This is a genomic window from Actinotignum timonense (assembly GCF_002860685.3).
In the GTDB taxonomy this organism is placed as follows: domain Bacteria; phylum Actinomycetota; class Actinomycetes; order Actinomycetales; family Actinomycetaceae; genus Actinotignum; species Actinotignum timonense.
Genome location: NZ_CP136960.1, coordinates 1,289,740 through 1,307,368, shown reverse-complemented (window position 1 = coordinate 1,307,368; position 17,629 = coordinate 1,289,740). Strand labels below are relative to the sequence as shown.

Sequence of the window (17,629 nt, the reverse complement as noted above, 5' to 3'; positions counted from 1 at the left end):
CGTTCACAGCAGCACCGTAGGCACCGTCAGGATGCTGGCGCCTCCGTCGGCGCCGCCGTGCCCCGCACCAGTGCCGGCGGGAACAACCGCCCCTGGATCCCGTCCGCTGCCAGACCGAACAGGAAGCCAAGGAGCGCCGGCCCGGCCCAGGCCAAGCCTTCTTCCCCGAGCGGCACTATCGCCAGAAGCTCACCCACGGGGGCGAAAATATCCCATTCGGTCACAACCAAGCCGTCCAGGAGAGCGAAAGGCGCCGCGATCCAGGCGGAAGCCCGGTAGGACCAGTGGAGGCGTCCGGGAACCGCAAGATCAACAAGCGTCACGAAAATAAGCACGATCGCGATGGGATAAATAAAGCGGTTGATCGGGTTAATGAAATTGAGGATTCCTTCCAGCCCCAGCGTGGACATGGCAAAAGCAAACATTCCCTGCCCGATGAGGAGGGGACGATAGGCCAGGCCCGGAAGGTAGCTGCGGTAGAACTGAGTGGCGGCGCCCAGCAGGCCAATCGCCGTGGTCAAACACGCCAGGATGGTGATGGCACCGAAAATAAGCTGACCGCCCCGCCCGAAGAAACGCTCGGAGACGGCGGCTAAAGCATCCGCACCGTTGGCGAAACCTTCGGTGGCCACCCGCACCCCGATCTGGGAGAGCCCCAGGTAGATCGCGGCGAGGATAAGGGCGGCAATGAGGGCTACTCCCGCAGCTCCCCCGAAGAGCGCCCCGCGGGAGGTGAATCCCTTGGATCGCAACGATGACACAATCACCAGCCCGAAGACGAAGGCCGCCAGCGCGTCCATCGTCATATACCCGCTCAGCAGCCCGCCGGTGAGCGCATTGGGCGCATACGGTGCTTGCGGGAGCGAAACCTGGGGCGGCAGGTTGAACACCACCACCGTAATAAGAATCGCCATGAGGATCACGAGAGCGGGGGTGAGGATACCTCCTACTCGGTCCACCATTTTGCCCGGGTTGAGGGCCACGAGCACGGCCACCACGAAGAACACGGCGGAGAAAACGAGGAGGGCGGGGCGGGCTGCGGCGTCGTCGTGCATCACGGGGCGGACCGCAACCTCGAAACTCACCGCAGCCACTCGCGGCACCGCGTACAAAACGCCGGTGGTAATAAAAATCGCCCACAGCAGCGCGTGACCGGGGATACGGCCGATACGGGTCGCAATATCTTGCGGGGTGCCGTCGCGGCTGGAGGTGGCGGCGATGAGGCCAATGGCGGGGAGAATCACCCCGGTGCCGATAAACCCGGCGATGGCCAGCGGAGTATTCGTGCCGGCTTGAATGCCGAGCATCACCGGGAAAATAAGATTTCCCGCCCCGAAGAACATGGCGAAGAGCGCCAAGCCGGTCACAGCGAGCGTGAGGACCCGCGAGTTTTTCATCCCTGAACCTTCGTGTGGATTGTGAGAACGGTGCCGGGCCGCGGCGGAGACTATGGTGATCCACCGCGGCCCATGCAAGGCACCCTACTCTAGAGGATCACGGCGCGCCGTTACAGAGCGCGCCGTGTGATACCGCGTTTTTAGTGCGCGACTTTCGTCACCTCGATGCCAAGCGGTGCACCCGCAGCGCCCGCAGCACCTGCAGCACCGTCCGCGCCATCAACGCCGGCCGTCACCTGCGCCTCCACCGCGAGGGTTTCCTCCTGGATGAAAGGCAGGTAGCAGGTAACCGCATCGACGCGCTCGGCGGGCACCGTGAGCTTGAGGGAGATCCGGTCCGCCACGTGCAGCTGCGCGTTCTTGCGTTCGTCCTGCACGGCGCGCACGACGTCGCGGGCGTAACCTTCGGCTTCCAGTTCCTCGTCCACCTCGGTATCCAAGGCGATGAAGGACCCGGAATCGAGCGCCGCGGCCACCGAACCCGGGTCGGCTTCCACCGATACGGTGATCTCAAACTGACCGGGCGCCAGGCGTACCTCCGGGTCGGTATGCAGCACCGCGTCCGCACCGTCCTCGCTCCAGTTCCCGGCCTTGGCGGCCTGGAACAGCGCGGAGGTCATCTTGCGCAGCTGGGGATCCAGTTCGCGCGGGAGGACCTTGAGGTCGCGGCTCACCTTCATCCCCGATTGCGCCACGTCCTTGAGTTCAACATTCTTGACGTTCACTTCCAGGGCGATGAGATCGGTGAAGGGGGCCAGGTCACGGTCGGTGACGATGGTGAGGGTGCGCAGCGGTTGGCGCACCCGCAACTGGTGGGTTTTGCGCAGCGAGTGCGCGGCGGAGACGACGGCGCGCGCCTCGTCCATCGCTTCGCGCAGCGCATCGTCCTTCCAGGAATCAGGCAGTTCAGGCCAGTCTTCCAGGTGGACAGAGCGCCCGCCGGTCAGCCCCTTCCAGATTTCTTCGGTTACGAGCGGCGCGAGGGGCGCCATAACCCGCATGAGCACTTCGAGAGCCGTGTAGAGCGTATCGAAGGCGGCGTGGTCCTCATTCCAGAAGCGATCCCGGGAGGTGCGCACGTACCAGTTGGTCAGCACGTCCAGGAAGCCGCGCACCCGGTCGCAGGCGGCCGGAATATCGTAGTTATCCAGGTCGGTGCGCACATTATCGGCCAGGTCCTTAATGCTGGCCAGCAGGTAGCGGTCCATCACATCCAGACCGGAGGGGTCACTCACCGGCTGGGCGCGGTACCCCTCCCCCTTCGAGCACGTCGAGGCGTAAAGCGCGAAGAAGTAGTAGGCATTCCACAGCGGCAGCAGCACCTGGCGCACCGTATCGCGCAGCGCGCGTTCGGTCACGATGAGGTTCCCGCCGCGCACAATCGGCGAATTCATGAGGAAGAAACGCATCGCATCCGCGCCGACCTCATCGAACATTTCGTAAACATCCGGGTAGTTGCGCAGCGATTTCGACATCTTCTGGCCGTCATCCCCCAGCACGATGCCGTGGGAGATACAGGTGCGGAAGGCCGGGCGGTCAAAGAGCGCGGTGGCCAACACGTGGAGGGTGTAGAACCACCCGCGGGTCTGGCCGATGTACTCGACGATGAAGTCCCCCGGGTAGTGGTCCTCGAACCAGTCCTTATTTTCGAAGGGGTAGTGGACCTGGGCGTAGGGCATGGAGCCGGATTCGAACCAGCAGTCCAAAACATCGGTAATGCGCCGCATGGTGGACTTGCCAGTGGGATCGTCCGGGTTGGGGCGGGTCAGCTCATCGATATAGGGGCGGTGGAGATCCACCTCGCCCTTCTCGTTGCGCGGCAGGCGCCCGAAATCACGCTCAAGTTCTTCCAGGGAACCGTACACATCTTCGCGTGGATAGTTGGGGTCATCGGAGCGCCACACCGGGATGGGGCTGCCCCAGAAGCGGTTGCGGGAAATGGACCAGTCGCGCGCTCCGGCCAGCCAGTTGCCGAATTGGCCGTGCTTGATATGCGCCGGGGTCCATTCGATCTGTTCGTTGAGCTCGACCATGCGATCCCGGAAGGCACTTACCCGCACGAACCACGAAGAGACCGCCTTGTAGATGAGCGGTTTGCGGCAGCGCCAGCAATGCGGGTAGGAGTGCAGGTAGGAGCGTTCTTGGACCAGCACGGCGCGCTCGTTTTCCGGGCGGCGTGCCAGCGGCCCGGTTCCCTCGCGCAGATCGCGGGTGATGGGCAGATTGGCATCAAAAACCTGGGTGCCTTCGTAATCGGGCACCTCGGAGGTGAAACGCCCGGCACCGTCCACCGGCACCACGGGGCGGATGCCCACTTCCTGGCAGGCGAACATATCGTCTTCACCGAAGGCGGGGGCGATATGAACCAGCCCGGTACCGTCTTCAGTAGTCACGAAGTTCCCGGCAATAACGTGGTAAGCATGCGGGCCGGGGGCTTCGTCCGCCGCCCGGTTCATGAAGTAATCGAAAATCGGGGCGTAGGCGCGGCCCACCAGCTGCGAGCCGGGGAAGCGATCCACAACTTCCGGATCTTCACCCAGTTCCTTCGCGTAGGATTCCAAGCGCGCGGCGGAAATAACCACCCGCTCGCCTTCCAGCTTGCCTTCGCGCGGAACCACGGTGAGGTACTCAATATCCGGGCCCACGGCGATCGCCAGATTGGAGGGGAGCGTCCAGGGCGTCGTCGTCCAAATAAGGGCAAGTTCGCCGGTTTCCAGGCGCAGCCCCACGGTCAAGCTGAGATCCTGGCGGTCCTTGTAGACGTCGTCATCCATCTTCAATTCGTGATTGGATAGCGGCGTTTCGTCATTCCAGCAGTAGGGCAGCACCCGGTAGCCGTCGTAGGCCAAGCCCTTGTCGTACAGGGTCTTGAAGGCCCACAGCACCGATTCCATGTAGGTGGTGTCCAGGGTCTTGTAATCGTGGGAGAAATCGACCCAGCGCGCCTGGCGGGTCACATATTCTTCCCATTCCTTGGTGTAGCGCAGCACCGAGGAGCGGCAGGCCTCGTTGAAGGTGGCGATGCCCATATCCTCGATCTCATCGGTGGAGTCAATCCCGAGGATACGCTGAGCTTCCAGCTCAGCCGGCAACCCGTGGGTGTCCCACCCGAAGCGGCGCTCAACCCGACGCCCCCGCATGGTCTGGTAGCGCCCCACCACATCCTTGACGTAACCGGTGAGAAGGTGACCGTAATGGGGCAGGCCGTTGGCGAACGGCGGGCCGTCATAGAAAACGAATTCATTGGAGCCGTGCGGCCCGGATTCACGCTGCTCAACGGAGGACTGGAACGTATTGTCTTTCTTCCAGAAAGCGAGGGTGCCTTCTTCCATCTTCGGGAAGTTCGGGGAGGCGGGCACGCCGCCCTCGCGATGAAGCGGATACATATCCACGCGGTGTCTCCTCGTGTCTCAAACCTATTCGGAATGAGGACGACGCCGGATATCCGGTACCGCGGTACCACCTCATTTGCTACTCGCCGCACGCGTGGTACGGCGGGTAACCGCTTCATTAGGACGCTGACGGATCCACCCGCTCGGTTCTACTGGGCTGCGGGGCAGGGCCGCGCGGCTGTTCTTCCGAGAGCTCACCGGTGATTGCCGGGTCATAGCCAACGCCGCTCATTGTAGCCCTTCCGCGCGCGGGGCGCATCTAGCTTCCGGGTGGCGGGCGGACCGGTGGGTTTTGGGGCGACGGCGCAGCTCCGGCGGGTGGTTCGCGGGGCGGCGCAAGCGTGGCGGGCGGCGCCCCGGGCCCCGTGGCAGGCTCCGTGGTGATGCGCGCCAATTCGCGCATCTGCGGGGAATCCGCGTTTTCCAAATATTCCGAATGCTGGGAGAAGAAACCGCCGCGCCCGGAGAAATGATGCGCGGTGAAATCCGGGTCCTGGCGCGGATTGAAGCCGAGCGCGTCGGTATGCCCGCCCGACACCGCTCCCCCGCCCAGCGCATTGACCACGTTAATAATGTCTTTTTTATTGGAAAGGACATGATTGGAGGCGGCGCTTCCGGCCCCGTGCACCCCGGTATTCATATCCCATCCTTCGGCCACGACCCCGGGTGTTCCGTACACCACAAGGGTATCGACGACGCCGTGCCTAGCCTGCTCCGCGGCAGCTGAGGCCGTCACCGAACCGTAGGAATGCCCCAGCAGATTGATACGCGGGCGATCTTCCCCGCGGACCTGGGCAACTCCCTCCGCGAAGCGCGCGAGGCTGGCCCCGCCTTCCCGGGCCCGCGCCGGGGTGTAGAGAGAGGAATCCAACGCACTTTGCGGGGCGGCGTAATCAAACCAGGTCACCACCGCCGGGCTTCCCGTTTCTCCGCGAGCGGTGAGGATCTCCTGTTGGAGGGTAGCCAAGCGGCCGGCAGCTTCCATATGGGAATCAAGGGAATTCACCACATTGGTGGTCATCCCACCCACCTCGATGGTGATAGACGAGGCAGTATCCACATTCCCTTGGGCTAGGGCCACCTGGATGGTGCGCAATTCTGCACCGGTTCCGGTGCGGGCCCGGTTCGGCCCGCGATACACGAGGAGTTGGCGTGACTGGCCGGACTGGGCGGAGTGTGCGGGGCCTGCCAGCGGAGAGAAACGCGGCGCGGGTGAGTGCGCCGGAGCTGCGCGCCCCGCGGATGATCGCCCCGTGGTTCGCGACGAGTACAGCTTTGAATCACGGGGCGAAGCGGAGCGAACCGGGGCCGCGGAGATATGCTCGCGCCAATTGCGATCCAGGCCGCGCTGGGTGCGGATCATGGCGTAAGCAGCCAGGTTGGCGGTTATGGTGGCATAACGCAGCTGGGCCGCACCAAGCTGGGCGGTGCGAATCTCCCGATCAGTTTTCCCTAAATTACCCTCAAGATCCGCCTGGGCGCTGGCGATCTCCGCGGAGAGCTCGGCCAGGATCGGATCGTAGTAGGCGCGGGCCATCTCTTCGTCATGGCGGGCAACGGCAATATTGGCGCGGTCCCGCACCGCATAGGGTATTCCGTCTAAATTTCCCAGGTCCTGGGGGTAATGCGCGAGCACATAAGAGCGCTCGGCATCGCCCAGGGATGCCCACCAGGCCTGCACATAGGCCGCACTTTTCCCGACCGGCACCCGCCCGACCGAATGGTAGTGGTTGGTGCGAGCTTCCGGGGCTATTTGCCCGGCTGCCAGCTGGGTAAAAACCGTGTCCAGATAGCTGAGGGTATTATCGGCCGACCTGTAGGCTGCCTCTACCTCCGCCCTAATCCGGACCGCTACCTGGCGGCGTTCCCAATCCGCTACCCCGGTGGCATCCGCGCCATCGAGCGGATCGACAACCTCACCGGTGGGGGTGATCTCCATTCCGGAAGCCGCCGCCCGGGAAAGGGCTTCGCTCACGGCCATTTGGGTGCGGGTGATTTTATGCTGGGCCTCCCCGAGAGCCTGGATGAGGTGGTCGATATGGTCGGTGTGCGCGGCGGCGCGCGCGGCCAGGGCCCGCACATCGGAGAGGAAGGCACGTGCTCCGTAGCCTTCCCACGCACCCTTCAAGGAGCGCGCGGCTAGCTGGCGCAGCTGCCAACTGGCTTCTTCACACCGCCGGCGTACGGCCGCCATCTCGCCGAGAACCGCTCCGACTAGGGCCCCGTTCCAGCTGCACAGTTGCCCCCACGTCACCCTGAGATCTTTCATCTTCCAACCCCCGCGATATCCAAACCAGAAATATTCGTGCCCGCAATATCCAGGGCAGAAATATCCGCGCCTGCCCCGCCGTCTGCCTCCTGGTAGATGCGCCAGGCCAGGGCGAGGGAGGCAGCTAGCTCATCGGCTCGGGCCGCGATATCGCGGGTACGCCTATCCAGGGCCGCGCATCCCGCGCTCACGCTGGCCGGCGGCGGGGTGCCAGTCAATGCCGCCGCCACCGCTCCCGACACGGTATCCACCCGCAGCGGAGCCAGCGCGGCACTCACGTCCGCAAGCGCGGCGCGCAGCTCCGCCGTTGCAGATTCCGTGATAAGAACACCATCCACCGTGACCTCCCCTTGTTCGCTCCCGTTTCCTTTGCACTGGCTACGTTTGACTTCTGTGGGCTGGCGTCGCTTACTTTCGTTGAGCAGGCGCCGCTTGTTTTCTGGGCGCCGGCTCCCCCTGCCAAACGCTTGAGCCGATGGTGCCAGGCAGGGAAAGATCCGTCCAGGGCCCATCCACAGGCGGAGTTCGGCGCGTGTGTAGTTATCCACAGGTAGGGGCGCGGTAGGGTGAAGTGTGCGTGTTTTAGTGACTTATTTTGAGCCTTTTGGTTCCGATACCGAAAATGCGAGCCGGGACGCAGCCCTGCGCTCCATCCCTCATCTTCGAGATATGGATCTTTCTTGCGAGGTGGAGGTCGCGACGGCCATGTTGCCGGTGGTGTTCGCGAGCGCCGGGCTGGTGCTGGACGAGGCGGTGGAACGTTTTCACCCCGATGCGGTCATTGCCATCGGAGAAGCGGGCGGGCGTAGCGCTATCACCCCGGAACTCCAAGCTTTTAATGAGAATATCGCCCGAATTCCGGATAATGCGGGAGCTCAACCTGATGGCGAACCCGTGATTCCGGGCGGCCCTGCTATCGCCACGAGCCCCGTGCGGGTAGTCGATATTACCCGCGCTATTAGCGGGACCGGCATCTCCGCGGAAACAAGCCGAGATCCGGGGCGATACCTCTGCAATAACATCGCCTACCGCGTGGCCCAGCTTCCCGTTCCCGGCCTCTTCATTCACGTACCGGCCCTGCGCACCGTCGGAGTGGCCACGGTGGGCGCGGAAACCGACGCACCGTCCGCAGCGGTGTCCCAGCCCGCGCCGCAGCCCGCACCACGGCCCAAGACGGCGCACGCCGCACCGTCAGTCGAAGCCACCGCACCGTCAGCCGAGACCGCCGCACCGGCGCTTTCCCGGCCTGCCACCACCTTTGATGAGCTCGGCCGCGGGATCGCCGCGGCGATTGCGGAGCTTGCCCGGCAGGTCGCCGAGAAACTGTAGCCTCCGGCCACTACTCCCCATCCAGACCTGAGGAAGGCAGGTCTACCACGTCGCTGCCGGTGCGGGCCACCGTCCAGGAATTCGCCTGGGCCACGGGGCGGATAACCACCGAATCGATATTGACGTGGGCGGGGCGGGAAAGCATCCAGACCACCGTCTCGGCAATATCTTCGGCTAGGAGCGGCTCGGCCACCCCGGCATAAACATTCTGCGCCGCCGCGTCCGAGCCGAGGCGATTCTTAGAAAACTCCTCCGTCATCACCATGCCGGGGCGCAGTTCCATGAGCCGTACCGGTTCTCCCACCAGTTCCAGACGCAGGGTGTCTTTAATCATGCGTTCGGCGTGCTTGGCCGCCGTGTATCCGGCCCCGCCCACGTAGGTTTCCTGCGCCGCAGTAGAGGTCACAAAGAGAATGCTCCCACCGTTCTCCCGCATATGCGGGAGAAGCGCCCGGGTGAGGCGCAGGGTACCGAGCACGTTCACGCGGTACATCCACTCCCAGTCCTCGATTTTTGCGTCCGCCACTTTGTCCTGCCCGCGGGCCCCACCTGCGTTATTGACCAGGGAGTCCACCCCGCCGGCTTCCGCTACGGTGGCGGCGAGCCGTGCGACGTCGCCTTCCTCCGTCAAGTCCGCAACCACGTAACTGCACCCGGTTTGTTCGGCGAGCTGGCGGAGCCGATCTTCGCGCCGTGCGGTGGCGATCACCTCAAATCCAGCCGCGCATAAGGCGCGGACGCTCGCCGCCCCGATGCCGCTGGACGCTCCGGTTACAAGTACTCGATGTGACATGTCAAACCCTCCGTTCTGCCGGGTGAGAGCCACGCCGGCCATAAAACACCTTTCTTCAGCCTAAAATAAAACGCGGAGAGCATACCCGGTGTTCGCTCAGCGCCGCTGCGGGAGCACCGGGCCTAGCTGGTAGAAAGGAATTGCTCGTGATCGGCTTTATTGGAACCGGACATATGGGCGGAGCCCTGGCGCGCGGGGTGCTTGCCGCGGGCGCGGATCCGGCGTCCGTCGTCGTTTCTGCGAAAGATGCGCAGGCGGCACGCGACTTCGCGGAGGAAACGGGGGCGCGCCCGGCCACCTCGAATACCGAGCTGGTCACGGCCGTGGGTGACGGAATCGTCGTCGTCGCCGTGAAACCGTACGCGGTTGCGGATGTTCTAGAAGAAATTAACGACGTCGCACGGGAATCTGGCACCGTTATCGTCTCCATCGCGGCGGGCCTTGAGCTTGCCACCCTCGCCCGCCATCTCGCCCCGGGTCAGCCGCTCGTGCGCGCCATGCCGAATGTGGCCGCCAGTGTGCGCGCCTCCATGACGGCGCTGTGCTTCTCGAACTCCGTCACCCCCGCCCAGCAGGACGCGGTGCGGGAGGTCTTCGCCGCCGTGGGTGCTCATATCACCCTGGAAGAAAAGCATTTTTCCGTCTTTTCCGCGCTCGCCGGATGTTCCCCGGCTTTCACTTTTACTTATATTGATGCCCTCAAACGTGCCGCCGTTGCCGATGGGCTCCCGGCCGCGCAGGCGGTGCGCATCGCCGCGCAGGCGGTGGAAGGTGCGGCGCGTCTGGTGCTCGCAAGTGAGCTCTCCCCGGCCGATTTGGCCGATACGGTGCAGTCCCCGGGAGGCACCACCGTGGCCGGTGTGGTGGAATTAGAACGCGCCGGTTTCGGGGCGGCCGTCGTGCGAGGTGTGCAAGCCAGTATCGATAAAGATAGGAATCTCAGCTAAATGAACGGACTGTCAATCCTCGGCTTCGCTGGGATTTTCCTGGTGGTGCTGCTGCTGTGGGGAATTTCCATGCTGCGCGAAGCGCGCTCGCTGCGTTTTATGCGCACCCACGAATGGACCGCGGAAGAAAAAGAACGTATTTTGACGGCCGCGGCGGAGGGAACCGCCACCGCCATGCGCGCCGCGAAAAAAATCCACCCCATCTTGACCGCGCGCCACGCTCGCCTCGTAGTGCACGATCTGGAAAGCGAAGCCGCTGAGGCTCGCCGGCGCGCCAAGCGTGCCAAACCCGGGACCCGCGCGTCCCGCTCTATCCGCGATACTGACGCAAAGGAGAGGTAGCTCGCCTTTTAACTCCACGTTTTCCAACGGTTCACATTGACTCGATAGATACATATATGGCGACGTGTCCGAGCTGAGATGCGCCGAGCCATATTTTGACTTCACTACCTGATGGGAACAGATATGAAGCGTTTAGCGGGCGTCGCCCTGCTCGTTGCCGGACTCGCGCTGTCCGGATGCTCAACCAACCCGCCCTCCGATGCGGCTTCCTCCCCCGCCAGCGGCCCGGCCCCGGTTCAGAATGCGAACCCTGATGCTTCGGTGCACGTTGGTTTTATTTTGGAACCCACCGGCCTGGATCCGACCTCGGTTTCCGGCGCGGCCCTCGATCAGCTTGTTATCGATAATGTTTATGAAGGACTCACCCGCCGCGCTGAAAATGGCGATATTTTGCCGGCTCTGGCCACCTCCTGGGATATTTCCGAGGATGGACTCACCTACACCTTCCACCTGCGCGAAGGCGTGAAATTCCACGACGGTTCCGATTTTGATGCCGCGGATGTGGTGGCCACCCTGGAAGCTTCTGCTGCTGAGGGGTCGAAGAATCCCGATCATAAGCTCATGCGCACGTTTAAATCAGCGCAGGCTTCCGACCCGCATACCGTCGTCGTCACCCTCTCCGAACCGAATATGAATTTCTTGGACAGCATGTCCACGGACGCCGCCATGATGGTGCCCTCCGATAATACGGTCGATTTGAATAAGGAATCGAACGGCACCGGGCCGTTCACCATCGGTGAGTGGAAGACCGGCTCCACCATCACCCTGGAACGTAACGATAACTACTGGGGCGATCCGGCCGGAACCAAGGAAGTGGTCTACCACTATTACGCGGACCAGACTGCCGCCGCGAATGCGCTCGCCTCAGGACAAATTGATATTCTCACCACCCAGAACACCGATACGGTGGAGCGTTTCGCCGCCGACCCGGCGATTATTACCTCGCAGGGCACCGAAACCTCGTGGATGACGCTCGGTTTCAACCACTCCAACCCGGCGCTGGCCAATAAGGATGTGCGTACCGCCATCCGCAAGGGCATCGATAAGGACGGCCTCATTACCGCGCTCGGCGGGACGATGGTGCGGGTCGGTTCCATGGTCTCCCCCGGGATGGCCTGGTGGAGCGATTCCCTCAACGACATCGATTCGTATGATCCGCAAGCCGCCCGCGAGCTGCTCAAAAAGGCCGGTTTCGAGAATCTTTCCCTCAACCTGCGGGTGGCCAATAATTACGATTCTGCCATTTCCGAATATGTGGCCGCCCAGCTCAAGGAGATCGGCATTAATGTGACGATTGACCGGATGGAGTTTTCTAGCTGGCTCGATGAGGTCTACCGCGGGGGAAATTACGATCTGACCATGGTGCTCCACGTGGATCCGTGGACCCTCACCTACTATTCCAACCCCAGCTACTACTGGCATTATGACAGCGCACAGGCCCAGCAGCTCAATAAAGAAGCGATGACCGCCAGCTCGCTGGAAGAACGCGATAAGAAGCTCGGTGAACTGGCCGCTTTCGTTTCCGAAGATGCCGCCTCGGATTGGCTCTACAGCCCCAAGGCCATTATTTTCTCCCGGGAAGGGGTCTCCGGATTCCCGACCAACCGGACCGGTTCTCGCTTCTACGCCGCTGATATTCAGGTTGCGCGTTAATGGCTGAACCACTCGCGCTCGCGCAGGTGCCGGGGGTGCATAGCGCCTCCGGCACCGTGGATCGCGAAACGGTGCTCCGCACCACGACGTCGCGCACCGCCCGCATCGTGCTCGCCGCGCTGGGGTGGGCGGTGGCGGCGTTATTCCTCGCCTCCTTCGTGATTTTTTTCGCGCTCCACACCCTGCCCGGTGACCCGGCTGTCATTATCGGGGGCCTGGATGCTACCGATGCGCAAATTGAGGCGATTCGGGCTGAGCACGGCTGGGATCGCCCGCTTATCATCCAGTACCTGAGCTGGTTAGGTGCCGCCCTCACCGGTGATTTCGGCACCTCCCCCTTTTCTTCCCTTTCCGTGACCCACGAGCTCCTCACGAAGCTCCAGGTCACCGTGCCGCTCGCGCTCATGTCCTTGAGTTTGGCGGTTATTTTTGCCCTTCTTATCGGGGTGTATGCCGCGGCTCGTTCCACCACCCTGGCCGGGCGCCTGGTCTCCTGGCTTTCCCAACTGGGTATCGCGGTGCCTACGTTCATCGTCGGGATGCTGCTCGTCATGTACCTGGCGACCCCGCTCCATCTTCCCTCCACCGGGTTCCCGCGCGAGGGATGGGGCGATCCGGGTGCGGCGCTCCGTAGCCTCATTCTGCCCGCCATTACCCTCGCGATTCCGCAAACGGCGGGACTGGTGCGCTACGTGCGCTCCGCCGTGCTGGAACAGCTCGGCCAGGATTATGTGCGCACCGCCCGCGCCCAGGGCATGAGCCGCCGGCGCGCCCTGCTCACCCAGGCACTGCGGAACGCCTGGCTTCCGCTCCTCGCCGTTATTGCACTCGACGCCGCGGCCCTCCTCATGGGCACCGTGGTGGTTGAACAGGTCTTCGCCCTTCCCGGCATCGGGCACCATCTGGTTGCCAGCGTATCCACCCGCGATATTGTTACCGTCCAGGGCTTCCTCATGGTGCTCTCCGGGGCGGTTATTCTCCTCATGATGCTCTCCAATGTGGCCTCCCGCCTCCTCGACCCGAGAGTGAGGTTGCGATGAGTACCCCATCTCCGGCTCTGCGGGCTCTCTCCGCGGCTTCCCCGTGGCGGGCCCGGTTGCGGGCCCTGCTGCGTAATCCGGCCGGCCTCATCGGCACCGCGGTGGTGCTGGCGGTGCTGGCCACCTTCCTACTGTCCTTCATCTGGGTGCCTTATGATCCCGAAAGCGTGGATGCGCGGGCGTCCTGGGCCCGCCCGAACGGGGCGCATTGGTTCGGTGCCGACCAGCTGGGGCGTGATATTTTCTCCCTCATGGTGCTCGGTTCGCGGGTCACGGTGCTCACCAGCGTGGGCGGGGCGGCGGTGGCCCTGGTGGTTGGGCTGCTCCTCGCCTCGATTATCGTGTATGCCCCGCGTTGGCTCGGTTCCCTAACGGAGCGGCTCACCGATGTGTGGGTCGCGTTCCCCACCCTCATTGTTGCCCTCATTCTCGTCACCGCATTTTCCGGCTCCACCCTCACCTCCACCGTTGCCATCGGATTGGGCTCCGCCCCGGCGGTCACCCGCACCGTCCTGCCCGAATTGCGCCGTGCCACCGCCTCCGACCACGTGCTCCTGGCGGTGGCCGCGGGGGCGCGTTCCTGGTGGATTCTTTCGCGCCATATTTTCCCGGCGATCACGCCCACGCTGATCGTGCGCATCACCCAAATCATGGGAACGGCCACGCTGGCGGAAGCGGGGCTGTCCTACCTGGGGCTGGGCACCCCGCCGCCCACGCCGTCCTGGGGGCGCATGCTTTCCACCTACCAGAGTTTCATGTATTCCCACCCGACGGTTATTCTCATTCCGGCCACCGCGATTGTCCTGACGATTATCGGATTTAACCTCTTGGGGGACGGCCTGCGCGACGTACTCGATCCGCGCGGAAGGGAGACACGATGAGCCTTCTTGAGGTACGTGATCTCACCGTGACTTTCGGTTCCACCGAAGTGGTGCGGGGAGTGTCCTTCACGGTGGAGGCCGGGGAGCGCGTCTGCCTTATTGGCGAATCCGGGTCTGGAAAATCGATGACGGCGATGGCGATCCAGGGGCTCCTCCCCCGGGCGGCACGCGTGACCGGTTCGATTCGTTTCGAGGGGCGCGAATTGGTGGGCGCTTCGGATGCGGAGTTCCAGAAAATCCGGGGGCGCCGTATCGGCTGCATTTTCCAGGAACCGCATACGGCGCTCAATCCGGTGGTGCGCATTAAACACCAGTTGGTGGCGGCCTCGCGTATTCATACGGGATTAAAAAAATCGGCGACGACGCAGCGGGCCAGCGAGCTGGCCCGCATGGTCGAGCTCCCCAGCCCCGAGCGTATTATTAACCGCTTCCCCCATGAGCTCTCCGGAGGGCAACGCCAACGCGTGGTTATTGCCATGGCGATGAGTTTAGCCCCCGCCCTCCTGATCGCCGACGAACCGACAACCGCCCTGGATGCCACGGTGCAGGCCCATATTTTGCAGCTCATGGATGATGCCGCCCGCGAGCACGGCACCGCCGTTCTTATGATCACCCACGATATGGCAGTGGCCTACCACACCTCCGAACGCATCCTCGTGCTGCGCCGGGGCGAATTGGTGGAAGAAGGCAGCGCCGAGGATATTTTGCTCCGCCCCGTCCATCCCTATACCCAGGGCCTCGTGGCCGCGGCCCGTGCCACTAGTTTGCAGCGCCCGGCAGGGCGGGGCGGCGATACGCAGGTGGGTGATCCGCGAAGCTCGCTGGTGCCCGGAGGTGACCAATCATGACAAGCACACCGGAAAAAACCTGGGATCCGCGCGAGGCCGCCCTGCGCATGACCTCCCGCGCACCGTTGGAAAAAGACTGGCCCGTTGAAGCCGGGGATGTGCTGTTCAGCTGCCAGAACGTCACTAAATCCTACGGAAACACCCTGGCTCTGGCACCCACGTCTTTCGACGTACGTGCGGGGCGGTCGCTGGGAATTATTGGCGAATCCGGCTCGGGGAAAACCACCCTCAGCCGCATGATGCTCGGCCTACTTGAGCCGAGCGGCGGATCAATCACCTACCGGGGCCAGGAGGTGCGCTACGGGAAGCTCGGGGTGACCCGGCTGCGCCACGAAGTCCAGCTGGTGCTGCAAGATCCTTTTGCTTCCCTCAATCCGCGTATGACGGTGGGCCGGATTATTGAAGAACCGCTGCGTCTGCTGCGCGTTCCGGGCAAACACCGGGAGATGGTGCGTGATGCGCTGGCCGCCGTGGACCTCAACCCGGAGTGGGGTTCGCGCTATCCGCATGAACTTTCGGGCGGGCAACGCCAGCGGGTGGCAATTGCACGCGCCGTGGCCTGCCAACCCAAGGTTCTTATTGCCGACGAGCCCGTCTCCGCGCTCGACGTGTCGGTGCGAGCCACCGTCCTCGAGCTGCTCCATGACCTGCGCGCCCGCCTGGATCTCACCCTCATTGTCATCTCACATGACTTGGGCATTGTCCAGAATCTATGCGAGGACACCCTGGTGCTGCGCGGGGGCGCCGTCGTCGAATATGCCCCCACGGCGCAGGTGCTGGAGCACCCGCGCCACCCGGCCACCCGGGAACTTATTGCGGCGGTGCCGCTGCTGCCCGCGCCATCGCAAGCAGAGCACGCCGCCCCATCCGCCATGCCCACCGTGCCCACCGCGCCCACCGTATCCGCCACGCCATCCGAGGGAGACGATGACCTATGAGCCTGCGCATCCTGCACCTGTCCGATACCCATCTTCTAGCCGAGCGCGCCCGCCATTACGGAAAAATTGACACCTCCGGGCTGCTGGAAGCGGCCGTGGCCGGCGCCGGCGAGCTCGCGCCCTGCCACGCCATCGTGGTCTCCGGGGATATTTCCGATGACGGCACCCCCGCGTCCTACACCTTCGCGGCCCAGACCCTCGCCCCGCTCGCGCAACGGTGGGGTGCACCGGTAATTTGGGCCTGCGGGAATCATGACCGGCGCGCGGCGATGCGTGAAGCTCTCGGCCTGCCCGGCGCGCCCCTGGACCCGATTTTTTCCGTCACCGATATCACGGTCGGAGAAGCGCGCTGGCGCTTCGTTGCGGCAGATAGCTCGGTGCCCGGGCGCGGCTTCGGCTACCTCGGCGAACAGATTCACCGTATTGAGGATGCCGTGACCAACGCGAACGGTGCACCCACGACGGGCGGTGCACCCACGGCGGGCGGGGCGCCGTCACCGGCCGGCACCGGTGAGTACTTCCACGGGGCGGGCGATGAGCCGCTCCACTCTGTCCTCGTGCTCCATCACCCGCCGCTGGCGGCCCCCACGGTGCTCCACGGGGCGCTGCGCCTCATGGACGCCCCGCGCCTGGCGCAGGGTTTCCAATCCTGGGAGGTGGCGCCCGACCTCGTGCTGGCGGGTCACTACCATCTGGCCGGGCGCGGGCGCGCTGGCGGGGTGCCGGTGGTGGTTGGCCCGGCCCTCGCCAATGAAACCACGCTCGGGCGGGGTCCCGAATGGGAAAGCGCGCGAGCCCGTTCGGCTTTTTCGGTGGTGCAGCTAAGCGAGGCCAGTATCCAGCAGGATATTACCTACCTGGATGGTTCCGTGGCGGCACCGTCTGGCGGCATAGAGCCGGGCGAGGAAATCTTTGCGTATAGTCCGGAAGAAGTGGTGACTATCGGGAGGCGCGCTGGGCGGCCCGGCTGGAGCCCGAGCGACCCGCTGGCCTGGGACGGCCCGGGTTCCTACCTCCTGGAAAACACGCTTGGCACCGGATCGAAAGGACAGTGATGACTTCTCCACGCCTGCCCCTCGGCCTGCATAATCTCCGTTCCCTGGGCGGCACCCCGGTGGCCGGCGGGCATATCCGCGAGCGCGCCCTGCTGCGTTCTTCCGCGGCGTTCCGCCACGATGACAGCCTGGGAGATTTTTTGAGAGCGCAGGGTATTACCGGCGTTATTGATTTGCGCGACGACGCTGAACGCGCCGGCACCACCGATTGGGCAGATTACGGGGTGAGCGTTGCCTCTGTGCCTATTTTCAATAATCAGCTTGCCCACCTGGAGTGGTCTGAACTCGCCGACCTGTATATGCAGATGGCCCGTAATTTCGGTGGGCAATTGGCGCAGGCGGTCACCGCGGCGGCGGAGCTATCGGCCGAAGGCGGGGTACTTATCCACTGCACCGCAGGTAAGGACCGCACCGGGGTGGTCACCGGGCTTATCCTCTCCATCCTCGGGGCGAGCCGCGAAACAATCCTGGCTGATTACCTCACTTCTGCCACGGCGCTGGGCGAAAGCTACCAGGAAGATCTTGCTTTCGTGATGGGGCGCGAATATATTCCGGGGGCCGCCGCGCACCGCGCCGTATACGTGACCGAAGAAGCTTTGAGCGCCGCCACGGTGCGCATCGAAGCGGCCGGCGGGGCGCGCGAGTACCTCCTCGGGCACGGGATTGACCCGGCTGTTTTTGAGCTGTTGCGCGCCCACCTGGTGGAACCGGATACCAGCCGCTAACGGGGCTGTGCCCCGCCGAC

15 protein-coding genes are annotated in these 17,629 nt (G+C 63.9%); 10 read left to right on the top strand and 5 right to left on the bottom strand.

All coding sequences use genetic code 11. The features are described from left to right. Window positions 1-26: 26 nt before the first annotated feature. From brnQ to CYJ17_RS05365, 4 genes are all read right to left on the bottom strand, one after another. Complete coding sequence (gene brnQ / locus CYJ17_RS05380) at window positions 27-1,397, bottom strand: branched-chain amino acid transport system II carrier protein (protein WP_101595142.1); 1,371 nt, start codon at window positions 1,395-1,397, stop codon at window positions 27-29. A 140-nt stretch (window positions 1,398-1,537) separates the two neighbouring features. After that, on the bottom strand, window positions 1,538-4,783 hold the full coding sequence (gene ileS / locus CYJ17_RS05375; protein ID WP_087071209.1) for an isoleucine--tRNA ligase: 3,246 nt from the start codon (window positions 4,781-4,783) through the stop codon (window positions 1,538-1,540). A gap of 265 nt (window positions 4,784-5,048) precedes the next feature. Further along, a complete protein-coding gene (locus CYJ17_RS05370) occupies window positions 5,049-7,058 on the bottom strand; it encodes an alpha/beta hydrolase (RefSeq protein ID WP_101595146.1) in 2,010 nt (669 codons plus the stop codon). Then, window positions 7,055-7,396, bottom strand: a complete 342-nt coding sequence (locus CYJ17_RS05365; protein ID WP_101595151.1) for a hypothetical protein — start codon at window positions 7,394-7,396, stop codon at window positions 7,055-7,057. Before CYJ17_RS05365 ends, CYJ17_RS05370 begins: the two co-directional genes overlap by 4 nt. A 247-nt stretch (window positions 7,397-7,643) precedes the next feature. Here CYJ17_RS05365 and CYJ17_RS05360 point away from each other — a divergent pair, with 247 nt between their 5' ends. Continuing rightward, window positions 7,644-8,387 carry a pyroglutamyl-peptidase I gene (locus tag CYJ17_RS05360; protein ID WP_159455026.1) on the top strand — a complete coding sequence of 248 codons (744 nt, stop codon included), beginning with the start codon at window positions 7,644-7,646 and terminating at the stop codon, window positions 8,385-8,387. A 10-nt stretch (window positions 8,388-8,397) separates the two neighbouring features. Here the strand turns inward: CYJ17_RS05360 and CYJ17_RS05355 are convergent, their stop codons facing one another. Then, window positions 8,398-9,180, bottom strand: a complete 783-nt coding sequence (locus tag CYJ17_RS05355) for an SDR family oxidoreductase (RefSeq protein ID WP_087071210.1) — start codon at window positions 9,178-9,180, stop codon at window positions 8,398-8,400. Between the two features lie 146 nt (window positions 9,181-9,326). Here CYJ17_RS05355 and proC point away from each other — a divergent pair, with 146 nt between their 5' ends. From proC to CYJ17_RS05310, 9 genes are all read left to right on the top strand, one after another. Then, a complete protein-coding gene (gene proC, locus CYJ17_RS05350) occupies window positions 9,327-10,127 on the top strand; it encodes a pyrroline-5-carboxylate reductase (RefSeq protein ID WP_087071013.1) in 801 nt (266 codons plus the stop codon). Then, on the top strand, window positions 10,128-10,469 hold the full coding sequence (locus CYJ17_RS05345) for a hypothetical protein (RefSeq protein WP_026428508.1): 342 nt from the start codon (window positions 10,128-10,130) through the stop codon (window positions 10,467-10,469). Window positions 10,470-10,592: 123 nt separating this feature from the next. Next, entirely contained in the window at window positions 10,593-12,122 is a 1,530-nt protein-coding gene (locus tag CYJ17_RS05340) for an ABC transporter substrate-binding protein (protein WP_180948628.1), read from the top strand. Beyond that, on the top strand, window positions 12,122-13,162 hold the full coding sequence (locus CYJ17_RS05335; protein ID WP_087071015.1) for an ABC transporter permease: 1,041 nt from the start codon (window positions 12,122-12,124) through the stop codon (window positions 13,160-13,162). Before CYJ17_RS05340 ends, CYJ17_RS05335 begins: the two co-directional genes overlap by 1 nt. Further along, a complete protein-coding gene (locus tag CYJ17_RS05330; RefSeq protein ID WP_087071016.1) occupies window positions 13,159-14,043 on the top strand; it encodes an ABC transporter permease in 885 nt (294 codons plus the stop codon). The genes CYJ17_RS05335 and CYJ17_RS05330 overlap by 4 nt, the downstream gene beginning before the upstream one ends. Continuing rightward, window positions 14,040-14,891, top strand: a complete 852-nt coding sequence (locus tag CYJ17_RS05325) for an ABC transporter ATP-binding protein (RefSeq protein WP_087071017.1) — start codon at window positions 14,040-14,042, stop codon at window positions 14,889-14,891. The genes CYJ17_RS05330 and CYJ17_RS05325 overlap by 4 nt, the downstream gene beginning before the upstream one ends. After that, a complete protein-coding gene (locus tag CYJ17_RS05320) occupies window positions 14,888-15,829 on the top strand; it encodes an ABC transporter ATP-binding protein (protein WP_087071018.1) in 942 nt (313 codons plus the stop codon). The genes CYJ17_RS05325 and CYJ17_RS05320 overlap by 4 nt, the downstream gene beginning before the upstream one ends. After that, entirely contained in the window at window positions 15,826-16,884 is a 1,059-nt protein-coding gene (locus tag CYJ17_RS05315) for a metallophosphoesterase (protein ID WP_101595155.1), read from the top strand. Before CYJ17_RS05320 ends, CYJ17_RS05315 begins: the two co-directional genes overlap by 4 nt. Further along, window positions 16,884-17,609 carry a tyrosine-protein phosphatase gene (locus CYJ17_RS05310; protein WP_087071019.1) on the top strand — a complete coding sequence of 242 codons (726 nt, stop codon included), beginning with the start codon at window positions 16,884-16,886 and terminating at the stop codon, window positions 17,607-17,609. Before CYJ17_RS05315 ends, CYJ17_RS05310 begins: the two co-directional genes overlap by 1 nt. Window positions 17,610-17,629 lie beyond the last annotated feature (20 nt).

Excerpts from the sequence above, each read along its gene's own strand:
- CYJ17_RS05325 (WP_087071017.1), top strand. The coding sequence starts at position 14,040 with ATGAGCCTTCTTGAGGTACGTGATCTCACCGTGACTTTCGGTTCCACC.
- CYJ17_RS05355 (WP_087071210.1), bottom strand. The coding sequence starts at position 9,180 with ATGTCACATCGAGTACTTGTAACCGGAGCGTCCAGCGGCATCGGGGCG.
- CYJ17_RS05340 (WP_180948628.1), top strand. The coding sequence starts at position 10,593 with ATGAAGCGTTTAGCGGGCGTCGCCCTGCTCGTTGCCGGACTCGCGCTG.
- brnQ (WP_101595142.1), bottom strand. The coding sequence starts at position 1,397 with ATGAAAAACTCGCGGGTCCTCACGCTCGCTGTGACCGGCTTGGCGCTC.
- ileS (WP_087071209.1), bottom strand. The coding sequence starts at position 4,783 with ATGTATCCGCTTCATCGCGAGGGCGGCGTGCCCGCCTCCCCGAACTTC.
- CYJ17_RS05345 (WP_026428508.1), top strand. The coding sequence starts at position 10,128 with ATGAACGGACTGTCAATCCTCGGCTTCGCTGGGATTTTCCTGGTGGTG.
- CYJ17_RS05330 (WP_087071016.1), top strand. The coding sequence starts at position 13,159 with ATGAGTACCCCATCTCCGGCTCTGCGGGCTCTCTCCGCGGCTTCCCCG.
- CYJ17_RS05320 (WP_087071018.1), top strand. The coding sequence starts at position 14,888 with ATGACAAGCACACCGGAAAAAACCTGGGATCCGCGCGAGGCCGCCCTG.
- CYJ17_RS05310 (WP_087071019.1), top strand. The coding sequence starts at position 16,884 with ATGACTTCTCCACGCCTGCCCCTCGGCCTGCATAATCTCCGTTCCCTG.
- CYJ17_RS05335 (WP_087071015.1), top strand. The coding sequence starts at position 12,122 with ATGGCTGAACCACTCGCGCTCGCGCAGGTGCCGGGGGTGCATAGCGCC.
- CYJ17_RS05370 (WP_101595146.1), bottom strand. The coding sequence starts at position 7,058 with ATGAAAGATCTCAGGGTGACGTGGGGGCAACTGTGCAGCTGGAACGGG.
- CYJ17_RS05315 (WP_101595155.1), top strand. The coding sequence starts at position 15,826 with ATGAGCCTGCGCATCCTGCACCTGTCCGATACCCATCTTCTAGCCGAG.